Source organism: Shewanella sediminis HAW-EB3, assembly GCF_000018025.1.
GTDB classification, from domain to species: domain Bacteria; phylum Pseudomonadota; class Gammaproteobacteria; order Enterobacterales; family Shewanellaceae; genus Shewanella; species Shewanella sediminis.
Map to the genome: position 1 here is coordinate 4,461,441 of NC_009831.1, position 21,138 is coordinate 4,482,578.

General features: G+C 48.1%; 18 protein-coding genes. 13 read left to right on the forward strand and 5 right to left on the reverse strand.

What is annotated here, in order from left to right:
* Window positions 1-72: 72 nt before the first annotated feature.
* The 13 genes from SSED_RS19135 (at window position 73) to SSED_RS23755 (ending at window position 13,116) form a co-directional block, all read left to right on the forward strand.
* The gene (locus tag SSED_RS19135) at window positions 73-1,116 is read left to right on the forward strand and encodes a hypothetical protein (RefSeq protein WP_012143993.1); all 1,044 of its coding nucleotides are present in this window, start codon (window positions 73-75) and stop codon (window positions 1,114-1,116) included.
* A 1,232-nt stretch (window positions 1,117-2,348) separates the two neighbouring features.
* Window positions 2,349-2,780 carry a hypothetical protein gene (locus tag SSED_RS19140; RefSeq protein ID WP_041421803.1) on the forward strand — a complete coding sequence of 144 codons (432 nt, stop codon included), beginning with the start codon at window positions 2,349-2,351 and terminating at the stop codon, window positions 2,778-2,780.
* 82 nt (window positions 2,781-2,862) lie between these two features.
* The gene (locus tag SSED_RS19145) at window positions 2,863-3,399 is read left to right on the forward strand and encodes a Na+/H+ antiporter subunit E (protein ID WP_223295927.1); all 537 of its coding nucleotides are present in this window, start codon (window positions 2,863-2,865) and stop codon (window positions 3,397-3,399) included.
* Window positions 3,393-3,689, forward strand: coding sequence for an MrpF/PhaF family protein (locus SSED_RS19150; RefSeq protein WP_041421805.1), 297 nt, complete (start codon window positions 3,393-3,395; stop codon window positions 3,687-3,689). The genes SSED_RS19145 and SSED_RS19150 overlap by 7 nt, the downstream gene beginning before the upstream one ends.
* A complete protein-coding gene (gene mnhG / locus SSED_RS19155; RefSeq protein ID WP_012143997.1) occupies window positions 3,686-4,027 on the forward strand; it encodes a monovalent cation/H(+) antiporter subunit G in 342 nt (113 codons plus the stop codon). Before SSED_RS19150 ends, mnhG begins: the two co-directional genes overlap by 4 nt.
* Window positions 4,028-4,059: 32 nt before the next feature.
* Window positions 4,060-5,079, forward strand: a complete 1,020-nt coding sequence (locus SSED_RS19160; RefSeq protein ID WP_263053392.1) for a Na(+)/H(+) antiporter subunit B — start codon at window positions 4,060-4,062, stop codon at window positions 5,077-5,079.
* Window positions 5,079-5,447 (forward strand): cation:proton antiporter subunit C, encoded by a 369-nt coding sequence (locus SSED_RS19165; protein WP_012143999.1) that lies wholly within the window; start codon window positions 5,079-5,081, stop codon window positions 5,445-5,447. Before SSED_RS19160 ends, SSED_RS19165 begins: the two co-directional genes overlap by 1 nt.
* Entirely contained in the window at window positions 5,441-6,919 is a 1,479-nt protein-coding gene (locus tag SSED_RS19170; protein ID WP_012144000.1) for a monovalent cation/H+ antiporter subunit D family protein, read from the forward strand. The genes SSED_RS19165 and SSED_RS19170 overlap by 7 nt, the downstream gene beginning before the upstream one ends.
* Window positions 6,916-8,406 (forward strand): monovalent cation/H+ antiporter subunit D family protein, encoded by a 1,491-nt coding sequence (locus SSED_RS19175; RefSeq protein WP_012144001.1) that lies wholly within the window; start codon window positions 6,916-6,918, stop codon window positions 8,404-8,406. The genes SSED_RS19170 and SSED_RS19175 overlap by 4 nt, the downstream gene beginning before the upstream one ends.
* The gene (locus SSED_RS19180; protein ID WP_012144002.1) at window positions 8,396-8,782 is read left to right on the forward strand and encodes a hypothetical protein; all 387 of its coding nucleotides are present in this window, start codon (window positions 8,396-8,398) and stop codon (window positions 8,780-8,782) included. The genes SSED_RS19175 and SSED_RS19180 overlap by 11 nt, the downstream gene beginning before the upstream one ends.
* Complete coding sequence (locus tag SSED_RS19185) at window positions 8,769-10,469, forward strand: Na(+)/H(+) antiporter subunit D (RefSeq protein WP_012144003.1); 1,701 nt, start codon at window positions 8,769-8,771, stop codon at window positions 10,467-10,469. Before SSED_RS19180 ends, SSED_RS19185 begins: the two co-directional genes overlap by 14 nt.
* Before the next feature lie 126 nt (window positions 10,470-10,595).
* Window positions 10,596-11,282 (forward strand): transposase, encoded by a 687-nt coding sequence (locus tag SSED_RS19190; RefSeq protein WP_012144004.1) that lies wholly within the window; start codon window positions 10,596-10,598, stop codon window positions 11,280-11,282.
* Window positions 11,283-11,466: 184 nt separating this feature from the next.
* Window positions 11,467-13,116, forward strand: a complete 1,650-nt coding sequence (locus tag SSED_RS23755; protein ID WP_049772135.1) for a sensor domain-containing diguanylate cyclase — start codon at window positions 11,467-11,469, stop codon at window positions 13,114-13,116.
* A 197-nt stretch (window positions 13,117-13,313) separates the two neighbouring features.
* Here SSED_RS23755 and SSED_RS19200 read toward each other — a convergent pair whose 3' ends face one another.
* The 5 genes from SSED_RS19200 to SSED_RS19220 all read right to left on the reverse strand — a co-directional run bounded on the left by SSED_RS19200 (window position 13,314) and on the right by SSED_RS19220 (window position 21,138).
* A complete protein-coding gene (locus SSED_RS19200; RefSeq protein WP_012144006.1) occupies window positions 13,314-13,748 on the reverse strand; it encodes a hypothetical protein in 435 nt (144 codons plus the stop codon).
* 927 nt (window positions 13,749-14,675) lie between these two features.
* Window positions 14,676-17,564 carry an aminomethyl-transferring glycine dehydrogenase gene (gene gcvP, locus SSED_RS19205; protein ID WP_012144007.1) on the reverse strand — a complete coding sequence of 963 codons (2,889 nt, stop codon included), beginning with the start codon at window positions 17,562-17,564 and terminating at the stop codon, window positions 14,676-14,678.
* A gap of 153 nt (window positions 17,565-17,717) precedes the next feature.
* Complete coding sequence (gcvH, locus tag SSED_RS19210; RefSeq protein ID WP_012144008.1) at window positions 17,718-18,107, reverse strand: glycine cleavage system protein GcvH; 390 nt, start codon at window positions 18,105-18,107, stop codon at window positions 17,718-17,720.
* A gap of 408 nt (window positions 18,108-18,515) precedes the next feature.
* Window positions 18,516-19,610 carry a glycine cleavage system aminomethyltransferase GcvT gene (gcvT, locus tag SSED_RS19215; protein WP_012144009.1) on the reverse strand — a complete coding sequence of 365 codons (1,095 nt, stop codon included), beginning with the start codon at window positions 19,608-19,610 and terminating at the stop codon, window positions 18,516-18,518.
* Between the two features lie 313 nt (window positions 19,611-19,923).
* On the reverse strand, window positions 19,924-21,138 hold the full coding sequence (locus tag SSED_RS19220) for an FAD-dependent monooxygenase (protein WP_012144010.1): 1,215 nt from the start codon (window positions 21,136-21,138) through the stop codon (window positions 19,924-19,926).

A 21,138-nucleotide genomic window follows, 5' to 3' on the forward strand; every position in this document is an offset into this window, starting at 1 on the left:
TCTTTTGTCCTTTAGCTCATCCTCTACTAGGCTTTTAGTAACCTCAACTTGGCCTAGTGTGGGATATCGATTATGACCTCTGCTCGACGAACCTTGATAGACCCAGAATCGACACCCTTCTATCACATCATAAATCGCTGTGTCAGAAGGGCTTTTCTGTGTGGGGAGGATAAGCTCACAGGTAAAAGCTACGAACATAGACGTGGCTGGATTGTCGATAAAGTCAAAGCGCTTTCAACTATTTTCTGTATCGATATTTGTGCCTATGCAGTGATGAACAATCACTATCATTTAGTTCTTAAAATCGATACTGATAAAGCTAAATCATTGAGTAACAAGGAAGTCATTAGCCGATGGTGTAAAGTCACCAAAGGGCATGCGGTAGCAACCAAGTATATGAATGGTGAAACATTAATTGAGGGAGAACCCTTGCTTCTCGATAGTTTACTCGCCGAATGGCACGAGCGTTTATCGAGTATTTCATGGTTTATGAGGTGCCTTAATGAAGAGATAGCACGTAGGGCAAATCGTGAAGATGAGTGTAAGGGGGCATTCTGGGAAGGAAGGTTTAAATCCCAAGCCTTGCTGGATGAACAAGCACTACTTGCATGTATGATGTATGTAGATTTAAACCCTATCAGGGCAGGTATTGCAGATACAGTGCAAACCTCTGATTTCACTTCTATTCAAGAGCGCATTGCCGAATTAAATTCGCTTGATACAAACGCCTGTAACCCTCTCTCTCCCACGGCTCAAGAACCAGAACTTGCAGCTGGCGAGCCACCAAAACCACTCGCTGAATTCGATGGTTCAACCCACCTTGCTACCCAATCAGGTATCCCATTTCATTTCTGTGATTATCTACAACTCATCGACTGGACGGGTAGAGCCATTAGAAATGATAAAAGAGGGTTCATTGATTCAAACCGACCTAAATTACTTAATGAATTGGGCATTTCACCCGATGCATGGATAACATCCGCCAAAGAGTTTCGACGTCAATACAGTGGAATTAGCGGTCGTTGGGACGCCATGTGCGAATTCAAAAAGCAACATCAAAGCGGAAAATGGTGCAAAGGGAAGGCTTGTAGTAATGCGCTTCACCCATCGCCATAAGTTCATTCAAATGCAGCCGCAGGTTACAACAAGTCCCCGTTGGAAGTTGCCGAAGGGCTTCGCAGACTCTTTATAAACCAAAGTTACGTAAGTCCCACACGGATGTGGGGCTAGTTTTCGGGGTACAGGATGTACCATCGGAAACGTTAGCTATTTTCAAGAAAGACCGAAGGAAGACAACTTCGCCGGGGCGTCATAGGTGGATGCAAGGAGGATGAGGACGAGCAGTCCTCCTTGCCCTACTCTTTATTGCGAGAAGGGAATGGAATTCCACGACGTTAATCCAAACGAAGTTTGGAACCTTACTAGATAAAGGGGTCGCAGCCCATTAGAATCCAGCGACTTCAAACACCGCCGCAGGTTACAACATTCCCCGTCGAAAGGTGAATATGGCATAACCATACGCTCATGAACGAGAAGCACGGTCAAAATTGTTCCCTACACTTTTTAATTTCAATATCCCTATCGATCAGATACTGAACTGGCCTTGCTACTTTAATTGGCACATCAATTTACACATCGCTTACAACAGCTATATAGCAATGTTTTTATGATCGTTACCATCGACTTCAGAAAGTAGAAGAATTTAAAAACTATTTCAGCAAGCAATATAGATACACCATTACTTAGGCGAGACACTATTACTTAAACGAGACGCCGTTACTTAAGCGAGAGACTAACCAAATTACAAACAGGCAAATTGCAAAACTTAAAATAAACTTAATTAAAGGTTAAGCGAACATTTAATTAAGCTTAACTTAACATAAATCAAAACTTAAACATTCTAACACTTACATCTAGAAAGCATTTAACGAAAAAGATTAACCCAACTAAACAAGAGCTTACCACAACACCTCGTTATTCCCGATGAATGTAGAAACAATATGCGAGTATACACTAACTTGCCATTTACTCTTAAATGTCACGGCTAAAGAATAACTACACCGAACAAATAGAATATTGGTTCCACCTCGATTTGAGAAAATAAGTAACCTAATAGCAGGTACCTGACAAAATACTCTTTACCTCACTATATGCTGTCACTGACAGCCACGCTGTTGAATAAAAACAGATAGGGTAAACCGTTTAATTTACTGAGACACATCAGAACCTGGATTGACGATTAAGAAATAAACGTTGTCAATATTGAGTTGTTATTTCTGGTTACGAGGCACTTAAGGACCAGGAACTATTTACAAACGATTAGGCCAATATACCGCCAAGGAATTCAGATGAAGATCAGCCATTTCTTAATACTAGTGACATTAACCCTCCCCTTTTCATTGTCTGCTGGCTCAAATGAGCTTGCAGATGAGGAACGACTGCTACTTGAGTCTTGCATGTCACTCAAAAAAGCGTCTGAAGAGGTCTCAGCCAATTCCTGTGTTTACTATATTCAGGGGTTTCTGGCTGGTTCATTAACCACAAAATCAGATTACGTATTACGTGAAACATCGGGAGTGTTTTTCGATAGGGCCTACCAAACTCGAGTAGGAAAACGCACATCAAAGGAGCAACCGATCCAGCTATGCCTGTCTAGAGATGACAATGTTGAGCACTTAGCAGAGCGCCTCGTTGGACATCTGTCCTACCCAATCGAATCGATGCAGTTGCTACACACGCAAATTTTCGATGCGCTTGAAGCGGAGTCTTCATGCTCATAAATCACTGCATGTCACAGATAAAACTTAGTAGCAAAACCATGTATTGGCCCTCAACCCAATAAGCATATTGGTAACGGTAAAAATGATGAATAACAGCAAAGCATTAAATAAAATACCACTAGAGGAGGTAAGCTATCAGATGCCGACCCACACACTCAGCCTTTGCTTGAGCCTGTCTCTCTTTTGGTGGATTAACTCAAACTACAGCAACGCACTTCTGCTGTCACTGGGTGCCGCTTCTATCCTACTAGTGCTCTATATTGCACACAGGATGGATGTGATCGACCATGAGTCTCAGCCAGTTCACCTTTCACTGAAAATGCCTAACTACGTGTTATGGCTAACCAAAGAGATCATTGTTTCCAATATCTCTGTGGTCAAACATATCTGGCTTGGCAATAGCAGTATCTCCCCCACCCTTGTCACGATAGATGCCAGTCAACGCACAGATCTCGGCAAGGTTATCTACGCCAACTCCATTACCTTAACGCCGGGTACGGTAACGGTGGACTTAGTCGGCGATCGCATGACTATCCACTCACTGCTCAAAGAAAATATCGACACCTTAAAAGCCGGCGAGATGGATCGCCGAGTCACTGAATTGGAAAACAGATGTTAACTGCTGCCACAATCGCCATCCTTGTTGTCATGCTCCTCGCGATCATTCGCTGCGTCGTGGGGCCAACGCTATACGATCGGATCCTGGCATTTAATATGTTTGGCACTAAAACGGTGCTACTGATCTCGATACTGGGCTTTTTGATGGGACGACCCGAGTTTCTCGATATTGCCCTGGTATACGCCCTGATCAACTTTATCAGTGTTATCGGCGTACTACGCTTTTCTGACTCAGTTGAGTTCAAGCACCCGCTTCAACAGCAACCATCATCTAAAGAGGGTAAACAATGAATCTCATACTCGAGATTGGCAGTGGCTTATGTTTGCTGCTCGGCTGTTTTCTCTGCCTATCCGGCGGCGTCGGCATCTTGCGCTTCCCTGATTTCTATACCCGCATGCACGCGGTAGGTGTCACCGACACCTTAGGTGCGGGGATGATACTCATTGGCCTGATGCTACAAAATCCAGCGGGTTTGGTGCTACTTAAGTTGATGATGATTCTACTGTTCACCCTATTTATCAACCCTACAGCAAGTCATGCACTGGCCAAGGCTGCACTGCGTAACAACTTACAGCCCGTGCTTGACGACTCAAGCAACAAGGGAGGGGACAAGCCATCGAAACTTTAGTTAATGTCGTTCTATTAAGCTTTCTCGTCGTTATTGCTATTGCCATTGTGCGGACCAAAGATCTGCTCGCCGTGGTGATGTTAACCGGGATCTACGGCTTACTCTCCGCGAGCTTCTTTGTTGTACTCGATGCCGTGGATGTGGCCTTTACCGAAGCCTCTGTAGGCGCGGGAATATCTGGCTTACTCATGCTGGCAGCTATCACCATGACAGGTCGCACCGAGGCCCCTAAACGGCATAAACCTCTGCTGGCTCTATTAGTGGTATTTATCACTGGTGGCATGCTGATCTACGGCACCTTAGATATGCCCTACTTTGGCAGTTTCGACGCACCGGTTCATCAACATGTTGCCCCTCGCTATATTAATGATTCTATGCAGGAGATCGGTGTTCCCAACATTGTCACTTCAGTACTGGCTAGCTACCGTGCCTTTGACACCTTAGGTGAGGTCGCCGTTATCTTTACTGCGGGTATTGGTGTGCTGTCACTGCTATCGCTGCCTCTACGCCGCAGGTCACTTCAATTAGGTGAGAGCAGCAATGAGAGCAAAAAAGATCAGATGCATGAGCAGCATATGGTGCTACGGATCATCAGCAAAATATTGATCCCCTTTATCTTGCTGTTTGCACTCTATGTTCAGTTCCACGGTGACTTTGGCCCTGGTGGCGGGTTCCAGGCAGGTGTGATTTTTGCCGCTGCAATCATCCTCTATGCCATGTTATTTGGGCTAGACACCGCAAGGCGTGTCTTTAATCAATCGCTTATCCAACTGATCGCTGCTATCGGCTTGCTGCTCTATGCCAGTGTCGGTGTGGTCTCGCTATTTAACGGCGGTAACTTCTTAGATTACAACGTACTCGCTGATGACCCCATTGCTGGTCAGCACTTAGGTATTTTGCTTATCGAGCTGGGCGTTGGCTGCACAGTTGCTGCGGTGATGATCATTATCTATTTCAACTTTGCAGGTCGCAGAGAAGCGCAACAGCAGGCTACTGAGATAAACAGCATTGAACTGAGCTTTACTAAACAGAACAAAGGCGAGGGGGAATAATGGTACTAGGACTCTATAACTACTGGATCGTGGTACTGCTGATGATGATCGGTTTCTATATTGTTATCGCCCATGGCAACCTGATCAAAAAATTGGTTGGCTTAACGATTTTCCAAACCTCGGTTTTTATCTTTTACATCAGTATGGGCAATGTCGATAGCGGTAGCGCACCAATCTTGGCTGAAGGTGTGGCTCGCTACTCTAACCCCCTCCCCCATGTGCTTATTCTTACCGCGATTGTGGTCGGTATTGCAACAACGGCGCTCGGCCTCGCACTGGTCGTAAGAATCAAAGAGTCATACGGCTCTATCGAGGAGGATGAGATTCAAATTCAAGATCAGCTCACTGAGGATAAAACATCGTGCTAGCCCATCTGCCTATTTTACAAGTTATTGTGCCGCTGATGGCAGCGCCTCTATGCTGGTTCCTAAACCGCTCCAAACTAGTATGGCTATTTGCCCTACTCGTGAGCGCCTTTACCTGCCTCAATAGCATATTTCTACTGCAACAGGTAATGAGCTCCGGCACCATTATCTATCAGCTCGGCGGGTGGGATGCCCCTTGGGGGATCGAATATCGTATCGATGAGCTCAACGCGCTTCTGCTGCTGATCATCTCAGCCGTCGGTACGGTAGTGCTGTTTGCAGCGCATACCAGCATTCAAAAAGAGCTAGCAGAAGATCGCCACACGCTCTTTTATAGTCTGTACCTACTATCAATAACGGGTATGTTTGGCATCGTCTCCACCGGCGATGTGTTTAATGTATTCGTATTTCTGGAGATATCGTCGCTATCAGCCTACGCGCTGATTGCGCTCGGCAAAGATAGACGCGCCCTTTGGGCCGCCTATCAATACCTGATCATGGGCACTATCGGTGCGACCTTTATTTTGATCGGCATCGGCTTGCTGTACCAGATGACGGGGACGCTGAATATGGCAGATCTCGCCAACCGGCTTGCAGAGGTAAACCAAACGCGCACCGTATTTGCCGCATTTGCCTTCTTAATCGTCGGCGTCTGTCTGAAGCTAGCACTATTCCCACTTCACCTGTGGTTACCTAATGCCTACGCCTACGCTCCCTCAATAGTGACCGCATTCCTCGCTGCTACGGCGACTAAAGTTGCGGTTTACCTATTGATCCGCTTTAGCTTTACGGTATTTGGTATCGAGTTCTCCTTCTCCACCCTGCCGCTGCAGAGCATATTTATGGTGCTTGGGCTGGTCGGCATATTCGCGGCCTCTACGGCGGCGATATATAAAACCAATGTCAAACATATCTTCGCCTATTCGAGCATCGCTCAGGTTGGCTACATGATTATTGGCTATGCCATCCACACCAGCACAGGGCTTATGGCCACACTGCTGCACCTGTTTAACCACGCCTTAATGAAGAGCGCCCTGTTTTTGGCGTTAGGCGCGGTGATGTACCGCATCGGCAGTGTACAGCTTAGCCAGTTCCAAGGGTTAGGACGACAGATGCCCCTCACCATGGCAGCCATCGTTGTCGGTGGCCTGAGTTTGATTGGCGTGCCTCTGACAGTCGGGTTTGTCAGCAAGTGGTACCTGCTTGTAGCCGCCGTTGAGGTGGGAATGTGGCCGGTAGCAGTACTGGTGCTACTGGGATCACTATTGGCCGTCCTTTATATCTGGCGAATCGTTGAGATCGCCTATTTCAAGCCCCCTCTACCGGGTCGTGAAGCGGTGCAGGAAGCCCCTTGGACCTTCCTCGCCCCAATTTGGGCACTGGTACTGGCCAATATCTATTTTGGCATCGATACCCGCCTTAGTGTGCAGGTGGCACAGGCGGCTTCTCAAAGCTTGTTTGGAATTAACCCATGAATCTATCTTTGGAGCTGTTGCTACAGCTAACCATCATCTTGCCACTGCTCGCCACCTTGGCGATCTTGGCAACGGGAAAACATCCCAACCTTCGTGAGGCTGTAACCATAAGCTTCAGTCTTGCGGTGCTCTTTTGTGTGATAAACCTATATCAAGGGCTCAGTGCCGGCGCATCTATCGAGGTGTTTTGGTGGCAGCTGCTGCCAGGCCTGGAAGTCAGCTTTGTTGTTGAGCCACTAGGGATGCTGTTCGCCCTCATTGCCAGCTTTCTCTGGCTCATCACCACCCTCTATGCCATCGGCTATATGCGTGGCCACGGGGAGGACAATCAAACTCGCTTCTATCTCTGCTTCGCATTAGCCATAAGCGCAGTGATGGGGCTGGCATTTTCGGCCAACCTGTTCACGCTATTTATCTTCTACGAAGTGTTGACCCTCTCCACCTATCCTTTAGTGACCCACGCTGGCACTGAAAAGGCCAAACAGGGAGGACGCGTATATTTAGGTATCTTACTCGGCACCTCTATCGCCTTCTTCCTACTGGCGATTATCTTGACCTGGTTTGTGGCCGGCACCCTGGACTTCACCGTAGGCGGTGTATTTGGCGATAATGTCGATACCAACTTGGTCGGCGCAATACTGGTGCTGTTTGTATTTGGTATTGGTAAAGCGGCCATCATGCCGTTCCATCGCTGGCTACCCGCCGCTATGGTCGCGCCAACACCGGTGAGCGCCCTGCTGCATGCCGTTGCCGTTGTTAAGGCTGGGGTATTCACCATATTAAAGGTCTGCGTGTTTATCTTTGGTATCGAGCTGTTGCCAACCCTGCCGACGACCGAGTTCCTGCTCTATCTAGCGGGCGCATCTGTGCTGCTCGCCTCGATAGTAGCCATGCGTCAGGATAACTTAAAAGCGCGCCTTGCATACTCTACAGTGAGCCAGCTGGGCTATATCACCATAGGTGCACTGCTAGCCACCTCATCTGGGGTTATCGGCAGCTCGATGCACATTGCGACTCATGCTTTTGGCAAGATCACCCTGTTCTTCTGTGCAGGCGCCATTCTGGTGGCGACCCATAAATCGAAAGTCAGCGAAATGCGCGGCCTTGGCTTTACTATGCCAGTCACCATGTTCGCATTTTTTATCGCTAGCCTGAGTATCATTGGCGTGCCACCAGCAGGCGGTACTTGGAGTAAGTGGTTCCTGTTGATGGGCACCATGGAGACAGGTTATTGGGCCATTATGATGGTGCTGATGGTGAGCTCACTGCTCAATATCGCCTACCTGCTGCCTATCCCATACCACGCCTTCTTCCCTGGCAAAGGGCACCCAGCGGCAAAGACTGGCATCAAGGAGGCACCGCTGGTGTCATTAATCGCACTATCCATCACCACCTTAGGTTGCCTTATCTTGTTTATCTATCCGCAACCTCTCTATGAGTTGGCAAAAACCATCTTAACTGTACCTGGAGTTAGCCATGGACATTAATAAGAACGAGAAAGATAACAAGCAGTACTTCTTTGATAACCCCAAAAATACCAAATGGGTTATGAATATTTTCTATGCCTGCTGTGTGCTCGTCGTCGTGCTTGATTTTGTCATCAATCGCCATGTCTATCATAGCTGGGAAAACCTGCCAGCCTTCTACCCCATCTATGGCTTTGTCGGCTGTGTGGTCTTAGTGGTCATCGCTCGCTGGATGCGCACCTTTCTGATGCGCTCAGAAGATTATTATGATGACGACAGTTTAGAAAAAATCAGTGATGACAACGGTTTAGAAAAAGCGACTGATGAAAACACCCACAAGGGTGCAAACAATCAGACTGAAAACAAAAAAATAGGTGATCACGATGTGGATGCTTGAGCTACCGCCCTTTACCCTGTTCTTTATAGGCGGGCTTATTGCTGCAATGACCCGGGGCAAATTACGCGGTGCGATAATGGTGGCCATTCCTGTCATTAGCGCAATGCACCTGTGGACTGTGCCTGAAGGCATTCATCTGCAGCTGACATTTTTAGATTATGAGCTGGTGCCATATCGCGCTGACAAACTGAGCCTGATGTTTGGCTACGTATTTCATATCGCCGCATTCATCTCCATTATCTACTCGCTTCATGTCAAAGATACCGTACAACAGGTAGCAGCCATGCTCTATGCAGGTAGTGCGCTGGGCGCGGTATTTGCCGGCGATCTACTGACCCTATTTGTATTCTGGGAGCTACTGGCATTTACCTCGGTATTTCTGATCTGGGCGCGCAGAACGTCCCGCGCTTATCATGCCGGGATGCGATACCTGATCATTCAAGTGCTATCAGGCGTCATATTGCTGGTAGGCGCACTATTTTATGCCGCCGAAATGGGCTCACTAGCCTTTGGCTACATCGGCCTGGAGAGTATCGCTGGCTGGCTGATATTAATCGCCTTTGGCATTAAATGTGCCTTTCCCTTTGCCCATAACTGGCTCACAGATGCCTACCCAGAGGCGACGCCTACGGGTACTGTGCTCCTCAGTGCATTTACCACTAAGGTGGCCGTTTATGCCCTAGCCCGGGCCTACCCTGGCACCGAGCTGCTGGTATACATTGGCGCAGCCATGACCTGCTTCCCAATCTTCTTTGCTGTGATTGAAAATGATCTTCGCCGCGTGTTGGCCTATAGCTTGATAAACCAAGTTGGCTTTATGGTGGTGGGTATCGGGATCGGTACCGCACTGGCAATCAACGGCGCCATTGCACATGCTTTTAACGACGTGATCTTCAAAGGCCTGCTGTTTATGAGCATGGGCGCAGTGCTGCATATGACGGGCAGAATAAACGGCTCAGATCTGGGCGGCCTGTATAAGACCATGCCCAAGACCACGATACTCTGTATCGTAGGTGCGGCTTCTATCTCAGCCTTCCCGCTGTTCAGTGGCTTTGTCAGCAAGTCGATGGTGATGTCTGCGGCGCTTGAAAACGGTTATGACTGGATCTGGTTGATGTTGCTGTTCGCCTCCGCTGGTGTGTTCCATCATGCAGGGATCAAGATCCCCTACTTTGCCTTCTTCGCCCACGACTCGGGGCTGCGCGCCAACGATCCACCTGGCAATATGTTGTTCGCCATGTTTATCGCCGCCAGCCTCTGTGTTGCCATCGGTATCTATCCTGCGGCGCTGTACTCCCTGCTGCCATATGATACGGGTTATAACCCTTATGATGCGACCCACGTATTGGCGCAAACTCAGTTGCTGCTGTTCTCAGCCTTGGCGTTCGTCTGGTTAAACTTGAGAAACATGTATCCGCCAGAGCTGCGCTCGACCAACTTAGATGTGGATTGGATCTACAGGCGCGCCATTCCCAATGTGCTGCAAAAAGTGTTTGCAGTTATTTGGCAGGCAGACGGGGCGCTGCGCCAAGCTGTTAGTGGCAGATTAAACCAATGCCAGTCCTTTATTGCCAGCAAACATAAAGGCTTAGGAGGCCTGCTCTCAGGCTCATACCCTTCTGGCAATATGGTGTTGTGGGTAGGCGTGCTGCTGGCCTCCTACCTGTTTATCGGGTTTGTTGGCTAAGCGAGCTCATCTACTTAAGCGGCTGCATATCACTATGCAAGCCGCTTTGTTTTAAATGGGGTCAGAGTAAATTAAATTTTGAGCTAAACTAAAAATCTATACTCGTGCTGCAAAAGGAGCTTGCAGATGCCAAGAGCACATAGGAACAGCCCAGTAAATATTCCTCAACATATCATTCAACGAGGGAATAACCGTCAAGCCTGCTTTGCCTCAGAAGAGGATTTTATGCTTTATGCCAAATGGCTAAAGCAATATGCATCTGAGTATCAAGTTCATATTCATGCTTGGGTATTTATGACTAATCATGTCCATATTCTGTGTACCCCATTACAACCAAATGCGATTAGCCAGATGATGCAATCATTAGGTAGGCAGTACGTTCGCTACTTCAACTTTACTTACAAGCGAACAGGCACATTATGGGAGGGAAGATTCAAGTCTTGCCTTGTACAAACTGAACAGTACTTACTTCAAGTCTATCGCTATATTGAGCTCAACCCAGTAAGAGCTGAGATGGTCGCAGAACCTTCTGCCTATAAGTGGTCAAGTTATCAAATTAATGCACTCGGAAAAACCTCAACCCTATGCACGCCCCATCAAACCTATCTGTCACTCGCGAGTAACCCCACTCAAAGGCAGATAAACTACAGGGCACTATTCAAACACCATATAGATACTCAACTCATAACCCAAATACGCAACGCCACCAACAAAGGCATGGCTATCGGAAATGATAAGTTTAAAAATGAGATTGAAGCACTAACAGGGGAGTCAATTCGACCGAAGAAACGAGGAAGACCAAGCCAGAAATAGTGATCTCAACTTAATCTTACTCTGACCCCATTTATTTCCCATTTATTTCATTTATTTAACCCCATTTATCGAGGGTCATGCCGAACTTCAGGGGATGGTTTTTGCATCAGGGTAAGTTAGTGCCTAGTATGTATAATATGCAGTTCTTCATTACCTGAATACGCTTGCTTTATAGGGAACTAACTTGAAAAAAGAAATTAGCTCAGATAATGACTCATTTTCTAGAAGCATAACTTTTAGGTTAATAATCATTTTTTCATTGGTTAGCTTATTCTTTGGGGGAGTAAACACAATAGTTGCGACGACCAAAGCAAAGAACCTATTAACCAAACAGATCCAGAAACAGCAGCTTACTTTTTCTAAATATGTGTCAAATGATATTGAAGTTGAAATGCGGAAAAGCCTTAATTTCTTTACCTTTTTAGCGAAGGATTTATCTGAGTTAAATTTTAAAACTGATGTTGGCTCAGCCACAAAGTTGTTAGAAGAAAGGCATGTCCCTCCTATTTTTAAATACGGTATATTATTAATATCACCTGATGGAGAAGAGCTAGTAGCTGAGTCCCCGGCACTTCCTGGAGGAACAGAGTTTATTTTTGGTCAAAGCGAATGGTTTCAAAGAGCTAAGTTGGCGGATCAGGCAGTTTTTAGTCGCCCCTTTAAAAACAGAGTTACCCATGAACCCAGCATTGTGATTGCCGCTCCCATAAAAAATGAAGAAAATAAAGTGGTTGCCGTTGTTGCTGGGATATTGGAATTGAATCAAACGGATCTATTCAAATATTTATACTCCTCAGTACTAGAAGGCGGCAGTGATATTCTTGTTATTTCTCCTAAAGATAACCTGTTTGTTGCTTCGAGCATCCCGGAGATGGTACTTAAGCCAACACCGGAACCGGGTAGAAACCGATTGCATGACATGGCTATGAGAGGATACCGGGGAGTTGGAGTGACGGTTAACGCATACGGTGTTGAGGAACTCGCCGCCATAACCAGTATTGAAAGTACAGGATGGTTCGTAGCCACTCGCCAAAAAACAACAGAAGCTTATCTGCCAGTGAGACAGCTGACAGAATCAATGCTGATGTATTTAGTATTGTCAGCAATTCTCGGAGTGTTGATCATTACTTTCGTTTTTATCACTATGCTTTCCCCTTTAAAAAAAGCAGCGCTTTCAGTTAAAGATATGGCACAGGGAAATACTCCGCTAAAAAAACTCACTATTGTGCATAAAGATGAAGTTGGTGACTTGATTGACGGCTTTAACAGTTTGGTGGATGCCATTGATGGGCGGACTGATGCATTAGAAACTGCAAATCAAAAACTAGCGGCCCTAAGTCTTACAGACGAGCTGACAGGTTTGGGCAATCGGCGACATTTTAATGAAAAATTGGAACAAGAGTGGATTCGGGCATCACGTACCAAGCAACCACTGGCATTGGGGATGATAGACATTGATTTTTTCAAAAAGTATAACGACAAATACGGACATGTCTTAGGGGATGAATGCCTTCAAGAGATCTCCAAATTGTTGGCTTCTATCATCAGCCGAGCGGGTGATCTTTCAGCGCGCTATGGTGGTGAAGAGTTTGCTTTTATAGCCCCCGCTACAGATGAAGAGGGCGCACGAGATATAGCCGAAAAATTTCAAGAGGCTCTCCATTCACTGACCTTACCTCATGTGGAATCAGAGTTTGGCTTTGTCACCGCCAGTATTGGAATTGCGGTTAGGACTCCTACCAAGGGCGAGGAATCGATATGCCTTATTAAGATTGCGGACGAGGCGCTATATCTTGCCAAAGAGCAGGGCCGAAATCGAGTGGTTCAACTTTGAATAAGTGGGGTCAGAGTAAACTTTCCCATTTCCCATAAGAATAAGTGGGGTCAGAGTAAACTTTCCCATTTCCCATAAAAAAGCGAACCATCTATGGTTCGCTTTAATCCATTCGCGGCTAAAGTCGCTCCTACATCAAATGAAGCTAACTACTCCGTAATGGGGCTACTAGATAATTGGGCTCTGAATAACCTTTTCTACGACAAAGCTAAAAAACCATGCTTACTTCCCACAGAGTTGGCCACAGCGATCAACCTGGCTTTTATCGCCTGTTCAATACCAACGCCTCCCTGGATCAAATCATCAACCGCAATAAAAGCAATCGTCGTCAGGCGGCTGCTTTCATAATGATAAGCATAACCCGATTCTACGATCCAACTTTCAGCACTGGCCGCTCTGGCAGTCTTCAACTGTTGCATCTTCTCATCCAGTGACCTGACAAGGGTAAAATCAAAGGAGAGGACAAAATCTTCATTACCATACCAATCCGCTTTCAGCGCCTGAAAGTTGAGCCACATCTCCAGCTGGGTCAACAAGGGCTTAAGCGAATTCGAAAACCGGCCATCGGCCGCTATGGTAATTGGAAGTCCCTGCTGCAACTCAGCAATTGTTTGTGCTTCTGCTTTTGTCATTGCTTTGCCTTCGCTTGTATTGCTGTCATAGATAGTTGGCCGTAGGTAATGGAGCGTGATAGCTCTAGAGTTTGCTACCTAACAACCCCAGATGCAACTACAACAGATTAAGGGGTCGCAGCCCATTAGAGTCCAACGACTTCAAACACCGCCGCAGACTACAACATTCCCCGTTGGAAGGCGAATTATCACCTTGCGTGATTGTGCTTATGAGCGAGAGCCATGGATGGCGAACTGGCTTTGTAAATGGATTTACATGCCGACGACTGCATGGATGTAGGAGGTAGAACGAAGCAGGATGCCCGAGTCGAAGGACTTCGCAGACTCTTTATAAACCAAAGTTACGTGAGCCACACACGGACGTTCTCATACATCCATGTATTACTCGGCATTCAGGTATCCTGCCTATCAGATGTGGGGCTAGCTTTCGGGGCATGGCCGAATGGAAACGGAGTTTCCGGTTAATGAGCGCGCGGCAGGGATAGCCAAGCTGGATGGAATTATAGGGATATAATTCGCCCCATCGGAAGCGTTAGTGATTTATCCATAAGCCAGAGGAGCACAACTTCGCCGGGGCGTCATAGGTGGATGCAAGGAGGACGAGCAGTCCTCCTTGCCCCGTGCAGGGTGGAACCCTGCGATGTTCATCAAGCGCAGCTTGATTAGTAATAATCCAAGAGTAGATTCAGGCCAACAAGCACGCCGGAATGACGGTTTAAAAGGTAACAAAAAAGCGAACCATCTCTGGTTCGCTTTAATCACTTCGCGGCTAAAGCCGCTCCTACATCAAATGAAGCCAACTACTCCATAATTGCGTTGCTGACGAAGCTAATGCAAGGCGGAGCGAAGGCTCTAACGCGGAGTTGACTGTTGTCAATGAGCACTGGAGCCAAGGTTCAACGCCGCAGTAGCGAGTCTAAGCAGCAATTACTCATACTCACTCATTGGCACACACGCACAGAATAAATTGCGATCACCAAACACGTCATCGATACGATTAACCGTTGGCCAGAACTTATTAAGCTTAACCGCTGCCGTCGGGAACACGGCCACTTCACGGCTGTAAGGACGTGAGTCAAACTCTGGGTCCATGATATCGGCCAGCGTATGCGGTGCATTGTGTAGCGGGTTATTGTCGGCTGGCCACTCGCCAGACTCGACGCGCGACGCTTCACCACGGATAGAGATCATCGCTTCGATGAATCTGTCCAGCTCAACCTTAGACTCAGATTCCGTCGGCTCAATCATCAAGGTTCCCGCAACCGGGAAGCTCATGGTTGGTGCGTGGAAACCATAATCGTTCAGACGCTTAGCGATATCCATCTCGGTCACACCCGATGACTCTTTAAGCGGGCGCAGGTCGATGATGCACTCATGTGCAACACGCTCATTTCGGCCGGTATAAAGCACTGGGTAGTGCTCAGACAGCTTCTTCATCACGTAGTTAGCATTCAGCAGTGCAACCTGTGTTGACTGACGAAGGCCCTGATGACCCAGCAGCTTGATGTACATCCAGGTGATCGGCAAGATGCTTGCGCTGCCATATGGCGCCGCAGAAACCGCACCATTGTTGTCAGATTCACGGCCATGCTTAACCACCACGTGACCGGCGACAAATGGCGCCAGGTGAGCCTTAACACCGATTGGGCCCATACCGGGTCCACCGCCGCCATGTGGTATAGCGAAGGTCTTGTGCAGGTTAAGGTGAGATACGTCGGCACCGATAGAGCCCGGAGTTGTCAGACCAACCTGAGCATTCATGTTTGCACCGTCAAGATATACCTGACCGCCATGCTGATGAATGACTTCACAGATCTCACTTACCGTCTCTTCGTACACACCGTGCGTCGATGGGTAGGTGATCATGATGCATGAAAGGTTCTCAGCCACCTCTGCCGCTTTCGCTTTGAGGTCTTCCATGTCTACGTTACCGGCCTTATCACAGGCGGTAACCACGATCTTCATGCCAGCCATCTGAGCCGAAGCCGGGTTAGTACCGTGAGCAGACTGAGGGATCAGGCAGACATTTCTGTGAGCGTCGCCACGTGAGATGTGGTAATTCCTGATAGCCAGCAGACCGGCATATTCGCCAGACGCACCGGAGTTGGCCTGCATACACATGGCATCATAACCTGTGATGTCGACAAGCCAGGTTGAAAGCTCTTCGATAAGGTCGGTATAACCTTCGCTCTGATCCAGCGGGCAGAACGGGTGCATGTTACCGAACTCAGGCCAGCTGATCGGCATCATCTCAGTCGCCGCATTCAGCTTCATGGTGCATGAACCGAGTGAGATCATCGAGTGGTTCAGCGCCAGATCTTTGTTTTCGAGACGCTTGATGTAACGCATCATCTCGGTTTCGCTGTGGTAGCTGTTAAAGGTCGGGTGGGTCAGGATGGCATCGGTACGGACAAGCTGAGCCGGAATTGAGCTGCTGCCAGCCTTGATGATTTCGGCATCGAGTGCGGCGACATCTAACCCATGGCCTTCACCTAAGATGACATCGAATAGTTCGGCGATATCTTCACGGAGCGTGGTTTCTGCCAGGCTGACACCTAGTACGCCGTCAGAGTCGATGCGCAGGTTAATACCCGCAGCCACGGCGCGGGCAGTGATAGCCTCGCTGTCGGTAGCTTTCAAAGAGAGTGTATCGAACCAGGTGCCGTTAACCAGCTCAACGCCTTTCGCCGTCAGGCCAGATGCCAGAATATCGGTCAGGCGATGAATACGCTCGGCGATAATCTTAAGGCCTTGTGGGCCATGGTATACGGCATAGAAAGAGGCCATGTTGGCCAAAAGCACCTGTGCGGTACAGATGTTGGAGTTCGCTTTCTCGCGGCGGATATGCTGCTCACGGGTCTGCATCGCCATACGTAGCGCGCGGTTACCTCGGGTATCTTGTGATACACCGATAATACGACCCGGCAGTGAACGCTTGTGTGCGTCACGGGTAACGAAAAATGCCGCGTGTGGACCACCCAGTCCCATAGGAACGCCGAAACGTTGGGCACTACCGAAGACCACATCTGCGCCCATAGAGCCAGGCGACTTAAGCATAACCAGTGACATGATGTCGGCGGCAACCGATACGACCGCCTTCTTGGCTTTAAGCTCGGTGAACAGCTCGGTAAAGTCGGTGATTTCGCCGAAACGGTTGGTGTACTGGAACAGGGCACCAAACAGTTCGTAGTTAACCGCTTCACTTGCAGGGCCGACGACAATCTCGAAACCAAAACATTCGGCGCGGGTTTTCACGACATCCAATGTTTGAGGAAATACGTCATCGGCGACGAAGAAGATGTTAGCTTTTTTCGCCTTAGAGACACGCTTGGCCAGTGCCATGGCTTCAGCCGCTGCCGTTGCTTCATCGAGCAAAGAGGCAGAGGCCAAATCCAGACCGGTCAGATCCATAGAGACCTGTTGGAAGTTAAGAATCGCTTCTAAACGGCCCTGAGCGATCTCTGGCTGATAAGGGGTGTAAGCCGTGTACCAGCCCGGATTTTCAAGCACATTACGCTGAATAACACTCGGTACTTCAGTACCGTAGTAACCCATACCGATATAGCTCTTGAAGACCTTGTTCTTATCCGCTATTTCACGGATATAGGCCATACCTTCGGCTTCACCACACGCGCTGCCAACGGCTAAGTCACGGTTAAGGCGAATTGACTCAGGTACGATCTGCTGTGTCAGGTCTTCTAAAGACTCTGCACCAACAAAATTCAGCATCTCTTGCTGTTGCGCACTGTCCGGGCCAATGTGACGGCGGATAAATAGTTCGTGCTGCTCTAACTGAGTGAGGGTTTCTGTGGTCATGATAACCTGGTTCCATTTTTGCCGATATCCAACCTGTAGGGGGCGGAGTTACCGGTCTCATTTTTGATTTAGGATGTATGGCTAAGCAATGTGGAGCGGTATAACGAACAAAGCCCCATATTCAGGATATGAGGCTTTGTTTTCAATCGGCGATTATTCTTCGTCGATGACGGCTTGATAGCCTTCGGCATCGAGCAAACTGTCGATTTCAGCAACATCGCTAGGCATAACGCGGAAGAACCAACCGTCACCGAATGCATCGCTGTTGACCAGCTCAGGAGAATCTTCAAGCGCTTCGTTAATGGCAAGTACTTCACCCGACAGTGGCGCATAGATGTCTGATGCGGCTTTTACTGATTCCGCAACGGCACAATCTTCACCGGCACTCAAGGTATCACCAACGTCTGGAAGCTCTATGAATACCATGTCGCCCAAAAGCTCTTGTGCGTGCTCACTGATACCCACGGTATAGCTGCCGTCTTCCTCTTTACGGATCCACTCGTGAGAAGAAGCGTATTTCAATTCAGCTGGAATGTTGCTCATTATTCTTAATCCTTATTCCGTTATCTAAATTTTTTTATTAATAAGACAATATACTGATTTTTCGTTCGAATTAGCAGGTGTTTCGTTCACGTTTCAAGAGCTTGCGCACACTTGATGTGCATCGAAGACCACAGGCAACAAAAATCCAACCACCACTAACTCTATTATCTGTTCTGTTTCTGCGGTTAATACGCAGGAATTTCGTTCTGGTTTTAGGAGCCTACACTGAGTTGAAACGTCAGACTCTAACAACCACTTATACATACACCTGCAATTTGACGAGATTAGCCGAAATTTGATTCGAGTTTTAGGAGAGCGCGCCCTGCTTATAAGTATCAAAACTGATAAGCATCAATGAGCACTCTCGACAACAAAATCGGATTAAATAGCTATAACCTCGTTAAATAGTTAAAAGGCTTGTTTACCGTTGCGTACAAACGATGGGGCAACTACTTTAACAGAGACACGCTTCTTACGCATTTCGACTTCGGCAGTATCACCTATGCTTCTCGGCACGCGGGCCATCGCAATAGAATAGCCCAAAGTCGGCGAGAATGTGCCACTGGTGATCGTGCCCTGCTGCTCTACGCCTTCGCCGTCGGTGAAAAATACCGACATGCCCGGACGGATAACGCCTTTGGCTTCCATGATTAGACCGACCAGCTTCTCGGTACCGGCAGCTTTAATTGCGGCCAGTGCTTCACGGCCGTTAAAGTCACGGTCCTGTGGCTCCCATGCAATAGTCCAGCCCATGTTGGCCGCTAACGGGTTAACCGTTTCGTCCATATCCAGGCCGTATAGGTTCATACCAGCTTCGAGACGCAGGGTATCACGGGCACCTAGTCCACATGGCTTAACACCGGCTTCTAAAAGACCTTGCCATAGCGCTTGCGCTTCATCTTCAGGCACGATGATTTCGTAACCCGTTTCGCCGGTGTAACCGGTAGTCGCAATAAACAGTGAGTCGGCTTGTACACCGAAGAATGGCTTCATCCCTTCGACGGCAGCATTTTGCGCATCGTTAAATACCGTAGCGGCTTTCGCCTTGGCATTGGGGCCTTGAACGGCGATCATGGCAAGTTCAGGACGCTCGACTATTTCAACATCGAAGCCTTTTACCTGCTCGGCGATCCAAGCTAAATCTTTTTCACGGGTGGCAGAGTTAACCACCACGCGGTAATGGGTATCGGTAAGATAATAGGTGATCAGGTCGTCAATCACACCAGCGTTATGGTCCAGCATGCCGCCGTATAGCGCCTTACCGGGAACCTTAAGCTTAGCGACATCGTTCGCTAATAATTTACGTAGGAAAGCACAGGCGTCAGTGCCGGTCACATCGACAACGGTCATGTGTGACACATCAAACATACCCGCATCTTGACGAACGGCGTTGTGTTCTTCGATCTGTGAACCATAGTTAAGAGGCATATCCCAACCATGAAAGTCGACCATCTTGGCGTCAGATTCCAAGTGCTTATTAAAGAGTACAGTTTTATTAGCCATTATTATCTCTTCTTTGTGGCCCTTTTCGGGTCTTTGCCTGGCGTAGGGAACTCACTGCCAGGATGTGATTGCAAAGATAAAACTTACATCCATTGCGTTAAATAGAGATGCATATGTAACGTATCAAAATGCGGCGAAATTATACCTTGCGTCACAGTTTTGTATACAAGAGAATTTTCTAATCCGAACGATTCAGTCATTACTTTTTCTCATGTTAAACATGTAGTTTTTTTACATACCCAGAGAAGCTTTAAAATAAAGCCATAACAACTTACTGAAAAAATTGGATTAATATTCCTGTCCTACAAAATTACTATTCTGCTTTGCAGAGTTTGGGCAGGCTGCTTTTATTACCCATCGCCTGTTGCATAAACAGTGTTTTCACAGGAGAAATATTATCGACCAAATTCAGACCGAAATCCCGCAGGGCTTTCTTCACCGGATTGCTCCCCTCGAAGAGGCGTTTAAAGCCCTCCATCGCCGCGATCATCTCCAGTGCGTCGGCCTTTCTCCAACGCTCTAATGCGCGCAGATTGCCATAGTCGCCGATATCTTTACCATCGAGTTTCAGCTCGCCGATAGTCTGAATAATGGCTGCCGCATCCAGGAAGCCTAAGTTGACCCCCTGCCCCGCTAACGGGTGTATGGTGTGCGCCGCATCGCCGGCCAGTAGCAGGCGGTGACGGGCAAAGTGACGGGCATAACGCATTCTGAGCGGGAAGGCCTGTGGCTCCCCCTCCAGATGGCACATCCCCATGCGACCATCGAACTCGGCCGTTAATGTATGTTCAAACTCCAACTTGTCGGCCTCGAGCAGCTTTTTAGCCTTTGCAGGCGGCACCGACCAGACGATAGAGCAGAGGTTGGATTCATACAGAGGCAGGAAGGCTAATGGCCCTTCATCCAGAAAGACCTGCCTTGCGGTGTCTAAGTGAGGGATCTCGGTGCGTATGCTGGCAACGATGGCGTGATGGCCATAATCCCAGAATGTCATCGGAATTTTGCACTGCTCACGTACCCAGGAGTTAGCGCCGTCTGCACCTATCACCAATGCGGCGCTGAGGTTGTCGCCGTTGTCCAGCGTTAACCAGGCTTCGCGTTCACCGAAGGCGATTTTCTCCAGACGGTGATTCTCGAGGTGAGTAATTTGGTCAAGTTCGGCCGCTCTCTTTGCCAGGGCGAAACTGATGTTGTCATTTTCTATGATACTGCCAAGGTGCTGCTCGCTGAGCGAGTGGGCATCGAAACCGATTTTCCCCAAGCTATCCTTATCCCACACCTCCATCTTTTGATAGGGACTGAGACGTTCGCTGTCCAGATAACTCCAGGCGCCCAGATTCTGCAGTAATCGCTGGCTGGCCTTGTTGATTGCACTCACCCTGAGTCTGGCTTCCCCCGAGACGGCATGAGTTTCACCGGCATCGATAACCACGACCCGTAACTCTTCCATTGCCAGCCCGATAGCGGTAGCCAGCCCGACCATTCCTCCGCCGATAATGGCGACATCATAGGTTTGTGTACTCAACAT